The following is a 14,515-nucleotide window of genomic DNA, read 5'->3' on the forward strand; positions in this document are numbered from 1 at the left end:
CGAGTGAACGTCGATGACGAGACGTGCGGTAGCGTCGCGGCATGAGTCAGGCGGTGCGGGTCGTCTGGGACGACGCTCTGGTTTCGTACGACTTCGGGCCCGGCCATCCGCTCGCGCCCGTACGTGTCGAGCTCACCATGGCGCTCGCCCGCGACCTGGGCGTGCTCGACGGCGCCGAGGTGACCGGCTGCGTTCCCGCCTCCGAGGACGAGATCGCGCTGGTGCACAACCGGGACTACATCGAGGCGGTCAAGAACGTCTCCAAGGACGGCCGTCCCGACCTGCGCTACGGGCTCGGCACCGAGGACAACCCCGCCTTCGTAGGCGTGCACGAGGCGTCGGCCCTGGTCACCGGCGCCACGCTGGCCGCCGCCAGGGCGGTGTGGACGGGCGGGGCCGAGCACGCGGTCAACGTCGCGGGCGGTCTGCACCACGCCATGCCCGGCGCCGCCAGCGGCTTCTGCGTCTACAACGACCCGGCCGTCGCCATCGCGTGGCTCCTGTCGCAGGGCGCGACGAGGATCGCGTACGTGGACGTGGACGTGCACCACGGCGACGGCGTGCAGGCGGCGTTCTACGACGACCCGAGGGTGCTCACGATCAGCCTGCACGAGAGCCCGCGCACGCTGTTCCCCGGCACCGGCTTCCCCCAGGAGACCGGCGTGGAGGGCACCGCGGTCAACGTGGCGCTGCCGGCCGGGTGCGGCGACACCGGGTGGCTGCGCGCCTTCCACGCGGTGGTCCCGCCGCTGCTGCGCGCCTTCGCGCCGCAGATCCTGGTCACCCAGCAGGGCTGCGACAGCCACGCCCTCGACCCGCTGGCCCATCTCATGCTCAGCCTGGACGGGCAGCGCACGGCGTACGCCGCGCTGCACCGGCTGGCCCACGAGACCGCCGGCGGCCGGTGGATCGCGGTGGGCGGCGGGGGATACGAGCTGGTCCAGGTCGTGCCGCGGGCGTGGACGCATCTGATCGCCGAGGCGGTGGGGCGCCCCGTCGAGCCGTCGACCGCCACACCCGACAGCTGGCGGACGTACGTGAAGGAGCGAACAGGGGAGATACCGCCCCTCACCATGACGGACGGGCGGCACCCGCAGTGGCGGGACATTTCGGAAGGGTACGATCCGGCCGACGCCGTCGACCGGGCCGTCATCGCGACCAGGAAGGCGGTGTTCCCCTTCCACGGCCTGGACCCCATGCCGTGAGAGGTAAGGAATCATGCCGAGCCGAGGAGCGCTGTACCTGTCGTGACCGCACCACCCTCCGGAACGCCCACTCGGGCCGAACTGCGCGAACATCTTGTCCGGACCGCCATCGCGGGTGACGTGGCGACCAGCCGCGAGAACAACCTCGACCACTATCGGTCGCTCGCGCTGCGCGACCCGCACTACCTCTTCGGGCTCACCTTCGAGGGTGAGTGGTCCTATCACGAGGTGCTGGCGCTCATGGCCGACAAGGCGGGGGTGGCGGACGATCCGGGCCATCGCGAGGGCCCGGACACCATCGACCCCGAGCGGACCATCGACGCCGTCGAGGAGATGGGCGAGCGCATCGCCAAGGTGCTGCGGCGCGGCGCGCCCCGGATCGTGCTCGCCACCGGGCACCCGACCGGCCTGCTCACCATCCACCTCGCGCTGGCGCGGTTCCTCGCGGACAACGGGGCGACCCTGCTCCTGCCGGCCGAGGGGTGGACGTACGTCGGCGGTCTCGGCCGCCGCAGGCGGATCCGCTACCTGGACGGCGTGGCGATGCTGGAGGACCGGGGCACGTTCGTGCACACCCACGACGCGGCGCCGATGGAGGCGATGCTGGCCGAGGAGCGGCCCGACTTCGTGATCGCCGACCACGGCTGGGCGGGGGCCGCGGGCGAGGCCGGGGTCGAGACCGTGGGCTTCGCCGACAGCAACGACCCCGCGCTGTTCGTGGGCGAGGCCGAGGGGAAGATCGCGGTCACCGTTCCCCTGGATGACAATGTGCTGCCCCGCTTCTACGCTCCGTTGACGGCGTACCTGCTCGCCCGGGTCGCGCGCAGCCTCTGACTCCCCTTCCGGACCTCCCAAACCGGGCATTTCGCGCCCGATTTTGCACCTCTGTGCCGACCGTTTGCCAACTTTTTCGTGTGCCTGGGCGACTCTAATGTGAGAGAAGTTGGTCCGTTCCAAGATTGAGGCGAGGGGCACGGCCCGGCTGCTGCCAGCGACTTTCCCGATTTTGACGGCACACGGCTCCGTTGACTGATGGAATGAGGGGTTTGCCTACTCGGAGTCCGGACTTACGCTGACGGCAGTACACGTGCGTGAGCAATGGCACCAGTGGGGATAACCCGGAAACACGTGCGGAAGAGGCGTCCGATGGGTGCAGGCGAAAGACCTCTCAGCGAGGTGAAGTTCTTGACGGTGGCCGAGGTGGCGACCGTCATGCGGGTGTCCAAGATGACCGTGTACCGGCTCGTGCACTCCGGGGAGTTACCGGCCATCCGTGTCGGCCGGTCCTTCAGAGTGCCCGAGCAGGCGGTCCACGACTACTTGCGGGACGCGTTCATCGAAGCAGGATGAACCGCCCGGACGGCCGCGCTTGACGGTGGCGTGGCCGACTCCCGGTCGACGCGGGGTCCCCCGGGGGAGCGATCTACCACGGATCGCCGGTAGTCTGTTGAGCCGGTGTGCGCTCGCGCGCCGGTTTGACAGTCACACCTTCACCTGGGGGTCCCGTGGGCTCTGTGATCAAGAAGCGCCGCAAGCGTATGGCCAAGAAGAAGCACCGCAAGCTGCTGAAGAAGACCCGCATCCAGCGGCGTAACAAGAAGTAGCCGAGACGGAGCGCGCACCGGTCCCCAGGGACCGGGCGACCGTGAACACGCACACCCCCGGCGAGGCGTCGATGACTCGTACTGTGCTTGTCACCGGTGTCTCCGGTCACATCGGCGCTCGTGTGGCGATCGCGCTCGCGGCCGACCCGGAGATCGACCGGGTCATCGGCGTGGACACGGCGCCGCCGCCATCCCCTGCCGGGGAGGACGGCGCGGTGCTCGGCCGCACCGAGTTCGTCCGGGTCGCGTTGCGCAGTCCCGACCTGGTCAAGGTCATCAGGGACGCCGACGTCGACACCGTCGTGCACCTCAGCCTGGTCAGCGGCCCCGGCGGCAGCGGCCGGGTGAGTGGCACCGGCGGCGGCCGGCCGGCCATGAAGGAGCACAACGTCATCGGGACGATGCAGCTGCTCGCGGCGTGTCAGCGCTCCGCCACGGTGCGCCGGGTGGTCGTGCGGTCCACCACGGCCGTGTACGGCTCCTCGCCGCACGCTCCCGCCGTGTTCACGGAGGACACCGAGCCCGTCGAGGTGTCGCACTCCGGGTACGCCAGGGACGCCACCGAGGTCGAGACGTACGTGCGGGGCTTCGCCCGGCGCCGGCCCGACGTGACGACGACGACGCTGCGGTTCGCCAACCTCATGGGGCCGGGCGTCGACTCACCGCTGACGCGGTACTTCTCCCAGCCCGTGCTGCCCACCGTGCTCGGCTTCGATCCCCGGCTGCAGTTCGTCCACGAGGACGACGCCGTCGAGGTGCTGTGCCGTACGGCGCGGGCCGACCACCCGGGGGTGTTCAACGTCGCGGGCGACGGCGTCCTGCTGCTGTCGCAGTGCGCGCGGCGCACGGGCCGGCCGGTGATCCCGATGCCGTCTCCCGCCTTCCGCCTCGTCAGCGGCCTCGCCCGGGGCGCGCGGCTGGTGGACTTCTCGCCCGAGCAGCTCGCGCTCATGAGCCACGGCCGCGCGGTGGACATCGCGAGGCTCGCGGCCGAGCTCGGCTGGCGGCCGAAGTACAGCACGGCGGCGGCGTTCGACGACTTCCTCCGGTCGCGCGGCGGACCCGGCGAGCTGCCGCGCGCCTTGGTCGACTGGCTGGCCGACTTCGTCCGGCCGATCTCCTGACGGGACGCTGATGGACGACTTCCAGGGCCGGCGCACGGATGGGAACACGGCCGACGAGCGGCTCGCCGAGCTGTTCGCCTTCCTGCGGCGCAGGGTCACCGGCGAGTACGAGGTCGACGAGTTCGGCTTCGACCCCGAGCTCAACGAGAAGGTGCTGCTGGAGGCGCTGCGCCCGCTCTACCGGCACTGGTTCAGGGCCGAGGCCCTCGGGCTCGGCAACGTGCCGGCCGACAGGGGCGCGCTGATCGTGGCCAACCACTCCGGCACGCTGCCCGTGGACGCACTGATGCTGCAGGTCGCGGTGCACGACGAGCTGGGCAGGCCGCTGCGCCTGCTCGGGGCGCATCTGGTCTACCAGCTTCCCGTGCTCGGGCACCTGGCCCGCAAGTCCGGGCACACGCTCGCCTGCCCGGAGGACGCCGACCGGCTGCTGCGCAAGGGCGAGGTCGTCGGCGTCTTCCCCGAGGGCTTCAAGGGCATCGGCAAGCCGTTCTCGGAGCGCTATCGGCTCCAGCGGTTCGGCCGGGGCGGGTTCGTCGCGTCGGCGATCAGGGCCGGCGTGCCGATCGTCCCGTGCGCCATCGTGGGGGCGGAGGAGATCTACCCCAAGATCGGCGACATTCCGTCGCTCGCCCGGCTGCTCGGCCTGCCCTACCTGCCGATCACTCCGCTGTTCCCCTGGCTCGGGCCGCTCGGCCTGCTTCCGCTGCCGTCCAAGTGGCTGATCGAGTTCGGCGAGCCGATCCGGACCGACGAGTACGCCCCGGAGGAGGCCGACGACCCCATGCTGGTCTTCGACCTGACCGACCACGTCCGGGAGACCATGCAACGGCAGCTCGACGCCCTGCGGCTGCGCCGGGGGCCGGCGTTTCCGCCGATCGTGCTGTGACTCCACGCTGCCCGAAACTTATTGGGTACAGGATCTAACAAAGCGACCTACTGGTCGGTATGGTGTGCTCACTCTCACCCCCGGAGGAGCACCATGAGCAAGGGGCGGAACGCCGCCCTCGCCGGGCTCGCCCTCGGCCTGGCGATCGGCGCCGCGCGACGCGTCCAGACCAGACGGGCGAAGGCCGCACTGGCTCCGTACGGCGCGCCCGGGCGCCGGACGACGGTCACGACCGACGACGGGGTCCGCCTGGCCGTGGAGGTCGACGACCATCCCGATCCCCGGTGCGCCGTCGTCTTCGCGCACGGCTGGTTGATGAACCGGCACTGCTGGCAGCTCCAGCGCGAGGCACTGGCGGGCCTGGGCACGCTCGTCTTCTACGACCAGCGCGGGCACGGCGACTCCTCGGCCGGGGCGCTGGAGACGTGCACGATCGACCGGCTGGGCGACGACCTGGCCGCTGTCATCGAGGCCGCCGTGCCGGAGGGGCTGCCCGTCGTCCTCGTCGGCCACTCGATGGGCGGCATGACGGTCATGGCGCTCGCGGACCGGCACCCCGCCCTGGTCGAGTCGCGGGTGGCCGGTGCGGCGCTGCTCGGCACCTCGTCCGGCGGGCTCGACGCCAGCACCTTCGGCCTCCCCGGGCCGCTCGGGCGGCTGGCTCCCCGCGTCACGCCCCTGCTGTTCGAGAGCATGCTGGCCCGCGCCGCGGTCATCGACGCGCGGCCCCGCGTGAAGGGCTGGACGAACCTGCCGGTGACCCGGTACGTCGCCTTCGGCAGGGGAGCGAGCCGGCGGCACGTCCGGCTGGTGAACGCGATGGCCGCGGCGACGCCCACCGAGGTCATGGTCGGGTTCTTCCGGGACTTCCGGGTGCACGACAAGTTCGCCGCGCTGAGGGCGCTCCAGCGGATGGAGACGCTGGTCATGGTGGGGGAGCGGGACCGGCTCACCCCGCTCGCCCACAGCCGCAGGATCGCCGAGGCGTTGCCCGAGGCCCGGTTCGTCCGGATCCCCGGCGCCGGGCACATGATCGGCTTCGAACGCCCCGAGCTGGTGAACCGGGAGCTGGCCGGCCTGATCGAGCGGGCCGTACCCGGCTCCCCACCGGGCCGGGCCGCGGCCTGATCGCGGTTCAGGCGCGTGCCGCGCGGAACCCCGGCCCGGCGGCCACGGGAGTGAGATGCCCGGCCGCCTTGAGCGTGTGCAGGACGGGGGCGGTCTCCAGGGTGCGGATCTGGTCGAGCGTGCCGAGCCGCCGGGTGAGGTAGCGGTGCAGGTCGGCGGGGCCGGCGCAGAGCGCGTGGGCGAGCAGGTTGGTGGTGCCGGTGGTGGCCGCGACGACGGCGAGCTCGTCGTGGGTGGCCAGGGTGGCCGCGACCTGGTCCAGATGCGCCGGCGCGACGGCCATCCACAGCAGAGCCTGGGTGGTGACGCCGTAGAGGGCGACATCGATCTCCACGTCGAAGAAAACGGCTCCGCCGGCGCGCAGGTCGGCCAGGCGGCGTGCCACGGTGGCCGGGGACCAGCCGGTGGCCGCGGCGAGTTCGGCGTAGCCGGCTCGGCCGTCGTGGCGCAGGGCGTCGATCAGAGCGCGGTCGCCGTCCGTCAGGCTCACCTGATCGCGAATGCCGGGTGAGGAGGCCGGCGTCAGGAGCGCCTGATGCTGCTCGTCGCCGAGGGTTCGCAGCCGTCCACGCCAGCCGGTCGGACCGCCCAGGTAGGTGTGGAGCAGCAGGTGCGCGGAGACGGCCGTGATCCCGGACGTACGGGGGATGTCGTGCAGCAGCAGCGACCGTGAGAGCCGGCTGTCGCCCGCCGCGTGGACGATCGCGAAGATCTCGGTGCCTCCGGAGGCCAGCTTGACCCAGGAGGTGTCGGGACGCCGGGCCAGCGCGTGCCCCAGAGCCGCGGACGCGCTGGGGGTCGTGGTGAGCCGGACCACCCACTGCGCCTGGCCGGTGCGGTCCTGCTCGGGCAGGCCGACGACGCGCAGCCCGGCCTCGGTGCGCAGCCGCCGGTAACGGCGCGTCACGGTCTGGGTGGACACGCCGAGGACCTCGGCGACCGGCTGAACGGCGCTCGCCCGTCGACGTGCAGGGCATGGACGAGACCCCGGTCCAGTTCATCCAGCATCGTCAGATTCTTTCGCTGTTCCGCCCTCCATGGAACAAATCCGCAAAGTCGGCTTCCTGGCTGGAGCGTCCCACCGGTACGCCGCAGGCTGCTGCGTGCCCACGACACAAGCGGAAGGAGACGTGATGCCCGTACAGGAGGACACCGCCGCCGCGCGGTATCGGTGGCTCGCGCTGGTCACGCTGCTGGTGGCCGAGGCGATGAACCTGCTGGACGCCACGATCACGACGGTGGTCGCGCCGGTGATCCACCGCGATTTCGGCGGCGCCGAGTCGGACATCCAGTGGTTCAGCGCCGCCTACACCCTGCCCTTCGCCGTGCTGCTGGTGCCCGGCGGCCGTCTGGGTGACCTCATCGGCCGCAAACGGGTGTTCACGGCCGGGGTCGCCCTCTTCGCGCTGGCATCGGCGGTCTGCGCCTGCGCCACCGGTTCGGGAATGCTCATCACCACACGTGCGGTCCAGGGAGCAGCGGCCGCGCTGATCATTCCGCAGACCATCGGACTGATCCGGGCCATGTTCGAGGGGGACGAACTGGCCAAGGCCATGGGGTCCATCGGGCCGGTGATGGGCCTGGCCGCCGTCTGCGGGCCCGTGCTCGGCGCCGTTCTCACCCGCGCCGACCTGTTCGGTGTGTCGTGGCGGGCGGCGTTCCTCGTCAATGTTCCCCTCGCCGCCCTCGTCCTGGCCATCGCGTGGGCCCTGCGGGAGAGCAGGTCGCCTCACCCTCCCCGCGTCGACCTGCCCGGCACCGGGCTGGCCGTGCTCGGCACCGGCCTGATCGTGTATCCCCTCATCCAGGGGGACGCCGCCGGCTGGCCCGCCTGGGTCTGGATCGCTCTCGCCGCGGGCGTCGCCGTCCTCGCGGCGCTGGGGTGGCACCAGCGTCACCGCGCCCGGCGGGGCCGCAGCCCGCTGATCGAACCGAGCCTGTTCCGCGACCGGGCCTTCCCGGCCGCTCTGGCGACCTCCACGCTGTTCTTCGCGGTGATGAACGGACTGATGGTGGCGATCGTCCTCCAGGTGCAGCTGGGGCTGGGCAGCGACGTCCTGACCGCCGGGCTCACCCTGCTCCCGTGGTCGGCCGCCATGGCCGTCGCCTCCTGGCACGCCGGTGCCCGTCTGGTTCCCCGCCACGGAGCGAAGATCATGTTCGTCGGGCTCGCCGCCCTGTTCGCCGGGCTGATCTGCGCGATCGGCGTCTACCACGCCGCACCCGCAGACGGCTGTCCGTGGCCCCTGCTCGCGGCGCTGTCACTCGGCGGAGCGGGAAACGGGCTGTTCACCGTCCCGTTCTTCACCACGGCCCTGTCACGGGTGCGACCGCACGAGACCGGTTCCGCCGCCGGCCTGCTCAACGCCGTCCAGCAGTTCGGCGGCACACTCGGCGTCGCCGTCCTCGGCACCGCGTTCCTCCACAGGTTCACCGCGGACGTCCGGTCGCACGTCGATCCGGGCGCCGCCGCCCTGGGTGCGGTCCGGCTCACGTTCTGGATCGCCGCCGGTCTCGTCGCCGTCACGGCCGTCGCGGCCGCGTGGATGGGCGTCCGCGACCCCCAGGCCGAGCCCGTACGGCGCCGATCCGCCGTGGGGCGGCGGTCCGGTCAGACGGTGGAGCGGTAGTGACGGCGCAGGGCGATGCCCGCGGCGACGCCGCCCGCGATGGCCCCCGCGGTCGCGGCGATCGGCAGGCCGATCATCGTCGCCTTCCTGCCCGTGCGGAAGTCGCGGATCTCCCAGTCGTTCTCCCTGGCGTGCTCGCGCAGCTCGCTGTCCGGGTTGATCGCGTGCGGGTGCCCGACCAGGGAGAGCATCGGCAGGTCGTTGGCCGAATCGCTGTAGGCCGAGCAGCGGGCCAGGTCGAGGCCCTCGCGGCGCGCCAGCGCCCGGATGGCCTCGGCCTTGGCCGGGCCGTGCAGCAGGTCGCCGACGAGCCTTCCGGTGTAGGCGCCGTCGGCGGTCTCCGCGACCGTGCCGAGCGCGCCGGTGAGCCCGAGCCGCTGCGCGATGACCCGGGCCAGCTCGACCGGCGTGGCGGTGACCAGCCACACGCGCTGTCCGGCGTCCAGGTGCGCCTGGGCCAGCGCGCGGGTGCCCTGCCACACGCGGTCGGCCATCACGTCGTCGTAGATCTCCTCGCCCAGCCGGACGACCTCGTCCACCTTCAGCCCGGCGACGAAGGCGAGGGCCATCTCCTTGGCCTTGGCGATGTGCTCGGGGTTCTCGTTGCCCCGCACGCGAAACCACGCCTGTCCCAGTGCGAACTTCATGAGGTCACGGCTGGTGAACAGGCCGCGCGCCGCCAGTCCCCGGGCGAAGTGGTAGATCGAGGCGCCGCGCATCATGGTGTTGTCGACATCGAAGAACGCCGCCGCGGTGAGGTCGGGGACGACCTCGGGGGCGGACACCGCCGCGGCGGCCGCCACCTCGCCGGCGATCTCCGCCGCTTCCCGCCGTCGCAATAGCCGCCTCATGGCTCATCAGCTTAACCGCCGGACAGTGTCCGGAACGGGAGCGGGACATGACGTGTCAACGTCCGGAACCCGTGAACGAGTCGATGTAACTCAGGTATTGGTTGGCCTTGTCGCGATTTTCCTGGTCGAGCTTCGGCAGCAGCGGTTCCACGAGATTGCGCTGCTCACGGGCGAACTCGCGGGCCTTGCCGCCGGCGCGCCCCTGGCGGGCAACCCGGCTCAGCGCGGCCCTGGTGGTCGTCTCCATGTCGTCGAGCGTCTGCCCGATGAGCCGGCGGCGCTCCGGGGTCGACCTGTCCACCAGTGAGGCCGTCTCGGCCGCCCGCTCCCGCGCCGCGACCATCTGCCGCTGCGCAAGCTCCTCCTCGTCGTACGCGAGGTCGAGCACCGTCGACTCCGCCAGCCTCTTCAGCGGATACAGCACCTCGCCCGGCACCGAGTGGTAGGCGCGCACACCGGTGCCGAACATCCCTGCCAGCAGCACGCAGAACACCAGCAGGGGGCGCAGCCGTACGAGCAGGGACCGGCGGGGCCGGGGCCGCGGGGGTGTGGCGGGGGGTGCGGCGTGCTTTCCCGCCGCGTGCCTGCCCGCGGCGCGCTCGGCGGCGTAGGCGCGCATCAGCTCGGTCCGCAGCCTCTCGCGAAATTCGGGTCTCGGGCCGCCGCCCAGCAGGGAGCGGAGACCGGCCACGCGCGCGGAGACCCCGCGGGTGCGGGCCGCCGAGCGGCCGCGCAGCAGGAAGCGGTGACCGGCGAGCCGGCGGCTGCGGGCCGCCGACCGGCCGCCCGCGCGGCGCGAGGGTCGCCACCAGCCCATCACCGCTCCCGCCATCCCCCGCTTGACGCCCAGCGGAGATCCGCTCGCGGGCCCTGGGAAGCGTTCGTCACCTCCCGGCCGGCCCGCGAGATCCGCCTGAAGATCCGACCTGCCACATGCCCAACGATGGGGTATGGGTAATGGTTACGGGGGTCTCAGCCGAGATCGTCGGGGAGCGCCCGGGCGAGCGCCCTGATCGCCCGGAACTGGAGCGCCTTGATCGCCCCGGACTTCTTGCCCATGATCTTCGCCGTCTCCGCGAGCGACATCCCGTGCAGGAAGCGCAGGATCACGCATTCCTGCTGCTCCGCGCCGAGTTGCTTGATCGCCTGCATCACGCGCTCGTTGACCATGTTCGTGACGACCGCGTTCTCGGGGATGTGCGGGCCGTCCAGGGGCGTGTCGAGGATCTCGGCGGTGGTCACCTCGAGGCGGTTGCGGCCCGACTTGTAGTGGTCGGTGACGAGGTTGCGGGCGATCGTGACGAGCCAGGCGCCGAAGTCGCGGCCCTGCCAGGTGAACTCGGCGATGCCCCGCAGCGCCCGCAGGAACGTCTCGCTCGTCAGGTCCTCGGCCAGCGCGTGGCTGCCGACCCGGAAGTAGACGTACCGGTAGACCAGCTCCAGGTAGTGGTCGTAGAGCATGCCGAACGCCTCGCTGTCGCCGGTCTTGGCGCGCAGCACGAGGCTTCGCATCTCGTCGTGCTCGTGCTCCCGGTCGGAGAGACCGGCGGAGCGCGCGGATTGCGCTGCTCCTGCGGCGACCGGAGGGGAAAGCCCGGCCAACGGCCACGTGTTCGGCATCCGTTATCCCATGGGGGAAGGGGAGTCGGCGTGCTCGAACACTCTAGAAATCAACGGGAGATAACACAATCCGTTCGGGTGGAGGAATCGACTTCAGGAGTGGAGACGCGGGTGGTGATATTCCCGGACAGGGTGACCGGCTACCGGTGGGAAGCCGATGTCCGGCAGCATGGGTGCCACCATGGAAGTCCTCGTCGCTCTCCTCGCGTTCGCCGGCGCCCTGCTCGCCGGCATCACCACCGGCGTCCTCGTCGGGCGTCTCCGTGACGAGCCGGCCGGTTGGCTGATCGCGTGGAGCATCGCCACGGGCGCGCTGGCGTTGTCGCTCGGCGCCATCGCCGTCGGCCATCTCACCGGGTTCGGGCCCGTGACGTTCCGGGCCTACCAGATCACCGGCTCGCTGCTGGCTCCGCTCTGGCTGGCGATCGGCGTCATCCAGCTCCTCGCGGAGAAGGGCGGCGCCCGCTTCGCCGGCTGGCTCCTCGGCGCGGCGCTCACGGTCGTGGGCACGGTGATCATGGTGCTCGACCCCGTCGTCACCGCTGGGTTCGACAAGTCGCTGCCCGACGGGCCGGCCCATTGGGACCTCTGGCCGGAGTGGCTGCTGCGGGGCGTTCACGGCCTGGTGGTCTTCATGCTCCTGCTCTGCCTCGCCATGGCGGTGATGGCCTGGCGTGACGGCGACGAGTACGACGTCGACAACATGAACGCGACGGTCGTGCTCGCCCCGGCGGGAATGGTGATCTCGGGTGTGCTCGAATTCGGGCTCCCGGGGCTGGTCGTCGTCGTGGTGCTCGCCGCCTCCGCCGGAGGCGTCTGGTACGCCGTGGCCCGCCCGCTCGCACCGTACGACGACGAGGGCGAGGACGACGAGGCGCCGGAGGAGGAGTGGCAGGGGCGGCGCGGCGGCCGGGCCGACAGCGCCCTGCGTGCCGAGACCCGCGTGCCCTCCGCGCCCTCCGGGCCGCCCGTGCCGCCGCGAGGGGCCCCTCAAGGCCGCCCCGCCGGACCGGGCGCGGTTCCGCCCGGGATGCCGGGAGCGCCCGGTGTTCCTGGAGGAGCGGGTGTTCCCGGAGGAGCCGGTGTTCCGGGAGGGGCGGGGGTTCCGGGAGCGCCGCGCCGTTCCGGGCTCGGCGACCTCGTGGCCGAATACCGGGCGGGGGAGCAGGGCGAGGTCGACTACGCCGCCCGCATGCGGCCCTCCGACGGCCCTCCGCTCGCCGACGACTTCGGCGGGCCCGCGACCGGCCAGCTTCTCGCCGCGGACCAGTACGGCCAGCCCCGCAGGCCCGAGTACGGCATGCCCGCCGCGTCCCCGGCCGAGCCCGACCGGGCGATGCCCGCCACGGGGGCCCTGTATCCCGGGGCGGAGATCCCCGACCCGGCCGACCTCGCGGCGAGCTTCGGCGTGGGGTTCGGCGGCAGGTCCCGGCCGGTCATGAGCCGCCAGGGCGGCGGGCAGGGGGACCCGCAGGCGCCGCAGCAGGCGGGCCGGCCCGCCGGTCAGGGGGGCACGGTGAAGCCGGCCCCCGGAATCTACGGCCTGCTGACCGTCTTCACCCTGCTCGACGGCTCGGGCGAGGCGTTCGACAAGCTGGCGGAGGAGACGGTGGAGGCCGTCCAGCGCAACGAGCCCGACACGCTGCTGTTCGTCTGCCACGGGGTCAAGTCGGCCCCGCTCCAGCGCATCGTCTACGAGCTCTACCGGGACGAGGTCGGCTACGGCGAGCACCAGCGGCAGCCGCACATGGAGCGGTTCGCGACCGAGCGGGTGAAGTACGTGCTGGCGGCCAACGTCATCGAGCTCACCGTCAACGCCGCCAAGGTGGTCCCCCTCCCCACCCGTCAGGTCCTCTAGGCCCAGGCCCTCACGAGGCGGTCTCGCACAGGGCGGCGGTGACCACTGAGTCGAGGTCGGCGTTGCGGACGCCGTCGATGCGGTAGAGGTTGGTCATCACCGTTATCCGCCTGCCGTCGAGGGTCGCCCCGCCGCTGGTCCTGAAGCCGAGCGTTGCCGGTCTCCTTCTCGATGATCAGGGCGACGATGAGGTAGTTGGTGTTGGAGTAGCTCCAGTCCGTGCCGACGGGGAACTCCATGGGGTGGCGCAGCGCGAGTTCGACCAGGTCCATCGCGTTCCAGTGGTCGTAGCGATGGGCCACGATGTCGCCGGGGTCCAGCAGCGCCAGGTAGTCGGGCACACCGCTCGTATGCCGGAGCAGGTGGCGTACGGTGACGTCGGGCGCCGGCAGGCCGGGCAGGTAACGGTCGACCGGCGTGTTGGATCAGGGGGGGGCCGCATCGACGCCGGCCTCGACGTCAACGCAGCAGGGCCTCGCGGAGGCGGTTCTCGTTCACCCGCCAGTAGTCGTGCTGCACGCCGTCGATCAGGACGACGGGGATCATCTCCCAGTACTCGGCCTGGTCCTCCGGCGAGGCCGTGATGTCGCGTTCCTCCCAGGGGACGCCCAGTTCTCCGGCCACGCGCTCGATCACCGCGCGGGCGTCGTCGCACAGATGGCAGCCGGGCTTGCCGAGCAGCGTGATGCGGTGGTCTCGAGGAGCCATGCTCCCGATTATCGCGATCCTCCCGGCCCGGCATGGAGACCGGCGCCCCCTCCTGGGACCCTGGATACGAGGGAAGCGCGCACGATCGACTTTGTGCATAGCTTCACAAAGGCACTAACCTGGTATTCATCCGTCGCATCCGCTGTGCGGCCGGGGGCGTAACCGGCCGTCCGTCCCCCTGGAGCCCCGGCAAGTGATCCGCCGTATCCCGCAGGCCCGCGACCGCGGCATCCCCGACGCCACCGTGGCGAGGCTGCCGCTCTATCTGCGCGCACTCAACGGGATGGCCGAACGGGGCACGGCGACGGTGAGCTCGGAGGATCTCGCGCTCGCCGCCGGGGTGAACTCCGCCAAGCTCCGCAAGGACCTGTCCCACCTCGGGTCGTACGGCACCCGGGGCGTGGGCTACGACGTGCAGTACCTCATCTACCAGATCTCGCGTGAGCTTGGTCTCACTCAGGACTGGGCCGTGGCGATCGTGGGCGTGGGAAACCTCGGCCGGGCGCTGGCCAACTACGGCGGGTTCGCCTCCCGCGGGTTCCGGATCGCCGGCCTGCTCGACGCCGATCCGCACGTCGTGGGCGACCGCATCGCGGGTCTCGTCGTCGAGCACGCCGACGAGCTGGAGTCGGTGATCAAGAAGCGTGGAGTCTCGATCGTGGTGATCGCCACCCCCGCCACGGCGGCGCAGCAGGTCTGCGACCGTGTCATCGCGGCCGGTGTCACCAGTATTTTGAACTTCGCCCCCGTCGTCTTGGCTGTGCCTGACGGCGTGGATGTCCGTAAAGTCGATTTATCCATCGAGCTGCAGATACTTGCGTTCCACGAGCAGCGCAAGGCTAATGGAGGGCCCATCATGGCCGAGGAGTGGCCGGACGGGGTGGTCATGTGAGTGAGC

15 protein-coding genes and 1 pseudogene are annotated in these 14,515 nt (G+C 71.5%); 10 read left to right on the forward strand and 6 right to left on the reverse strand.

Features of this window, described 5'->3' with window-relative positions:
- The first annotated feature begins 41 nt into the window (after positions 1 to 41).
- From ABZ857_RS04105 to ABZ857_RS04135, 7 genes are all read left to right on the forward strand, one after another.
- On the forward strand, positions 42 to 1,205 hold the full coding sequence (locus ABZ857_RS04105; protein ID WP_357037154.1) for an acetoin utilization protein AcuC: 1,164 nt from the start codon (positions 42 to 44) through the stop codon (positions 1,203 to 1,205).
- A gap of 42 nt (positions 1,206 to 1,247) precedes the next feature.
- Positions 1,248 to 2,039, forward strand: coding sequence for a phosphatase (locus tag ABZ857_RS04110; RefSeq protein WP_357037157.1), 792 nt, complete (start codon positions 1,248 to 1,250; stop codon positions 2,037 to 2,039).
- Between the two features lie 312 nt (positions 2,040 to 2,351).
- A complete protein-coding gene (locus ABZ857_RS04115; protein WP_030456159.1) occupies positions 2,352 to 2,555 on the forward strand; it encodes a helix-turn-helix domain-containing protein in 204 nt (67 codons plus the stop codon).
- 155 nt (positions 2,556 to 2,710) lie between these two features.
- Positions 2,711 to 2,809 (forward strand): AURKAIP1/COX24 domain-containing protein, encoded by a 99-nt coding sequence (locus ABZ857_RS04120; RefSeq protein ID WP_018654693.1) that lies wholly within the window; start codon positions 2,711 to 2,713, stop codon positions 2,807 to 2,809.
- 71 nt (positions 2,810 to 2,880) lie between these two features.
- On the forward strand, positions 2,881 to 3,933 hold the full coding sequence (locus tag ABZ857_RS04125) for an NAD-dependent epimerase/dehydratase family protein (protein WP_357037403.1): 1,053 nt from the start codon (positions 2,881 to 2,883) through the stop codon (positions 3,931 to 3,933).
- Positions 3,934 to 3,943: 10 nt separating this feature from the next.
- Entirely contained in the window at positions 3,944 to 4,822 is an 879-nt protein-coding gene (locus ABZ857_RS04130; protein ID WP_357037162.1) for a lysophospholipid acyltransferase family protein, read from the forward strand.
- A gap of 93 nt (positions 4,823 to 4,915) precedes the next feature.
- Positions 4,916 to 5,950, forward strand: a complete 1,035-nt coding sequence (locus ABZ857_RS04135) for an alpha/beta hydrolase (RefSeq protein WP_357037165.1) — start codon at positions 4,916 to 4,918, stop codon at positions 5,948 to 5,950.
- A gap of 7 nt (positions 5,951 to 5,957) precedes the next feature.
- Here ABZ857_RS04135 and ABZ857_RS04140 read toward each other — a convergent pair whose 3' ends face one another.
- Entirely contained in the window at positions 5,958 to 6,872 is a 915-nt protein-coding gene (locus tag ABZ857_RS04140) for an Lrp/AsnC family transcriptional regulator (protein ID WP_357037169.1), read from the reverse strand.
- A 211-nt stretch (positions 6,873 to 7,083) separates the two neighbouring features.
- Here ABZ857_RS04140 and ABZ857_RS04145 point away from each other — a divergent pair, with 211 nt between their 5' ends.
- A complete protein-coding gene (locus ABZ857_RS04145) occupies positions 7,084 to 8,580 on the forward strand; it encodes an MFS transporter (protein ID WP_357037172.1) in 1,497 nt (498 codons plus the stop codon).
- Here ABZ857_RS04145 and ABZ857_RS04150 read toward each other — a convergent pair.
- The 3 genes from ABZ857_RS04150 to ABZ857_RS04160 form a co-directional block, all read right to left on the reverse strand.
- The gene (locus tag ABZ857_RS04150) at positions 8,562 to 9,431 is read right to left on the reverse strand and encodes an HAD-IB family hydrolase (RefSeq protein ID WP_357037175.1); all 870 of its coding nucleotides are present in this window, start codon (positions 9,429 to 9,431) and stop codon (positions 8,562 to 8,564) included. The genes ABZ857_RS04145 and ABZ857_RS04150 overlap by 19 nt on opposite strands.
- Positions 9,432 to 9,486: 55 nt before the next feature.
- Positions 9,487 to 10,248, reverse strand: a complete 762-nt coding sequence (locus ABZ857_RS04155) for a DUF5667 domain-containing protein (protein ID WP_357037178.1) — start codon at positions 10,246 to 10,248, stop codon at positions 9,487 to 9,489.
- 155 nt (positions 10,249 to 10,403) lie between these two features.
- The gene (locus ABZ857_RS04160) at positions 10,404 to 10,943 is read right to left on the reverse strand and encodes a sigma-70 family RNA polymerase sigma factor (RefSeq protein ID WP_357037181.1); all 540 of its coding nucleotides are present in this window, start codon (positions 10,941 to 10,943) and stop codon (positions 10,404 to 10,406) included.
- A 289-nt stretch (positions 10,944 to 11,232) separates the two neighbouring features.
- Here ABZ857_RS04160 and ABZ857_RS04165 point away from each other — a divergent pair, with 289 nt between their 5' ends.
- Positions 11,233 to 12,909, forward strand: a complete 1,677-nt coding sequence (locus ABZ857_RS04165; protein ID WP_357037184.1) for a hypothetical protein — start codon at positions 11,233 to 11,235, stop codon at positions 12,907 to 12,909.
- On the opposite strand, the pseudogene ABZ857_RS04170 reads toward ABZ857_RS04165, so the two are convergent.
- Both ABZ857_RS04170 and ABZ857_RS04175 read right to left on the reverse strand, forming a co-directional pair.
- Positions 12,906 to 13,319 (reverse strand): annotated as a pseudogene (locus ABZ857_RS04170) (serine hydrolase domain-containing protein); the annotation flags it as partial. The gene ABZ857_RS04165 and the pseudogene ABZ857_RS04170 sit on opposite strands and share 4 nt — an antisense overlap.
- 49 nt (positions 13,320 to 13,368) lie before the next feature.
- Entirely contained in the window at positions 13,369 to 13,617 is a 249-nt protein-coding gene (locus ABZ857_RS04175; RefSeq protein WP_357037187.1) for a glutaredoxin family protein, read from the reverse strand.
- A gap of 193 nt (positions 13,618 to 13,810) precedes the next feature.
- On the opposite strand from ABZ857_RS04175, the gene ABZ857_RS04180 reads away from it, so the two are divergent.
- Positions 13,811 to 14,509, forward strand: a complete 699-nt coding sequence (locus ABZ857_RS04180; protein ID WP_079315542.1) for a redox-sensing transcriptional repressor Rex — start codon at positions 13,811 to 13,813, stop codon at positions 14,507 to 14,509.
- Positions 14,510 to 14,515 lie beyond the last annotated feature (6 nt).

This window comes from Microbispora sp. NPDC046933, from assembly GCF_040644635.1.
In the GTDB taxonomy this organism is placed as follows: Bacteria; Actinomycetota; Actinomycetes; order Streptosporangiales; family Streptosporangiaceae; genus Microbispora.

Bases quoted from the DNA above. Each gene is read 5' to 3' on its own strand.
- ABZ857_RS04105 (WP_357037154.1), top strand. From the start codon at position 42: ATGAGTCAGGCGGTGCGGGTCGTCTGGGACGACGCTCTGGTTTCGTAC.
- ABZ857_RS04115 (WP_030456159.1), top strand. From the start codon at position 2,352: ATGGGTGCAGGCGAAAGACCTCTCAGCGAGGTGAAGTTCTTGACGGTG.
- ABZ857_RS04125 (WP_357037403.1), top strand. From the start codon at position 2,881: ATGACTCGTACTGTGCTTGTCACCGGTGTCTCCGGTCACATCGGCGCT.
- ABZ857_RS04130 (WP_357037162.1), top strand. From the start codon at position 3,944: ATGGACGACTTCCAGGGCCGGCGCACGGATGGGAACACGGCCGACGAG.
- ABZ857_RS04135 (WP_357037165.1), top strand. From the start codon at position 4,916: ATGAGCAAGGGGCGGAACGCCGCCCTCGCCGGGCTCGCCCTCGGCCTG.
- ABZ857_RS04145 (WP_357037172.1), top strand. From the start codon at position 7,084: ATGCCCGTACAGGAGGACACCGCCGCCGCGCGGTATCGGTGGCTCGCG.
- ABZ857_RS04150 (WP_357037175.1), bottom strand. From the start codon at position 9,431: ATGAGGCGGCTATTGCGACGGCGGGAAGCGGCGGAGATCGCCGGCGAG.
- ABZ857_RS04155 (WP_357037178.1), bottom strand. From the start codon at position 10,248: ATGGGCTGGTGGCGACCCTCGCGCCGCGCGGGCGGCCGGTCGGCGGCC.
- ABZ857_RS04160 (WP_357037181.1), bottom strand. From the start codon at position 10,943: ATGCGAAGCCTCGTGCTGCGCGCCAAGACCGGCGACAGCGAGGCGTTC.
- ABZ857_RS04165 (WP_357037184.1), top strand. From the start codon at position 11,233: ATGGAAGTCCTCGTCGCTCTCCTCGCGTTCGCCGGCGCCCTGCTCGCC.
- ABZ857_RS04175 (WP_357037187.1), bottom strand. From the start codon at position 13,617: ATGGCTCCTCGAGACCACCGCATCACGCTGCTCGGCAAGCCCGGCTGC.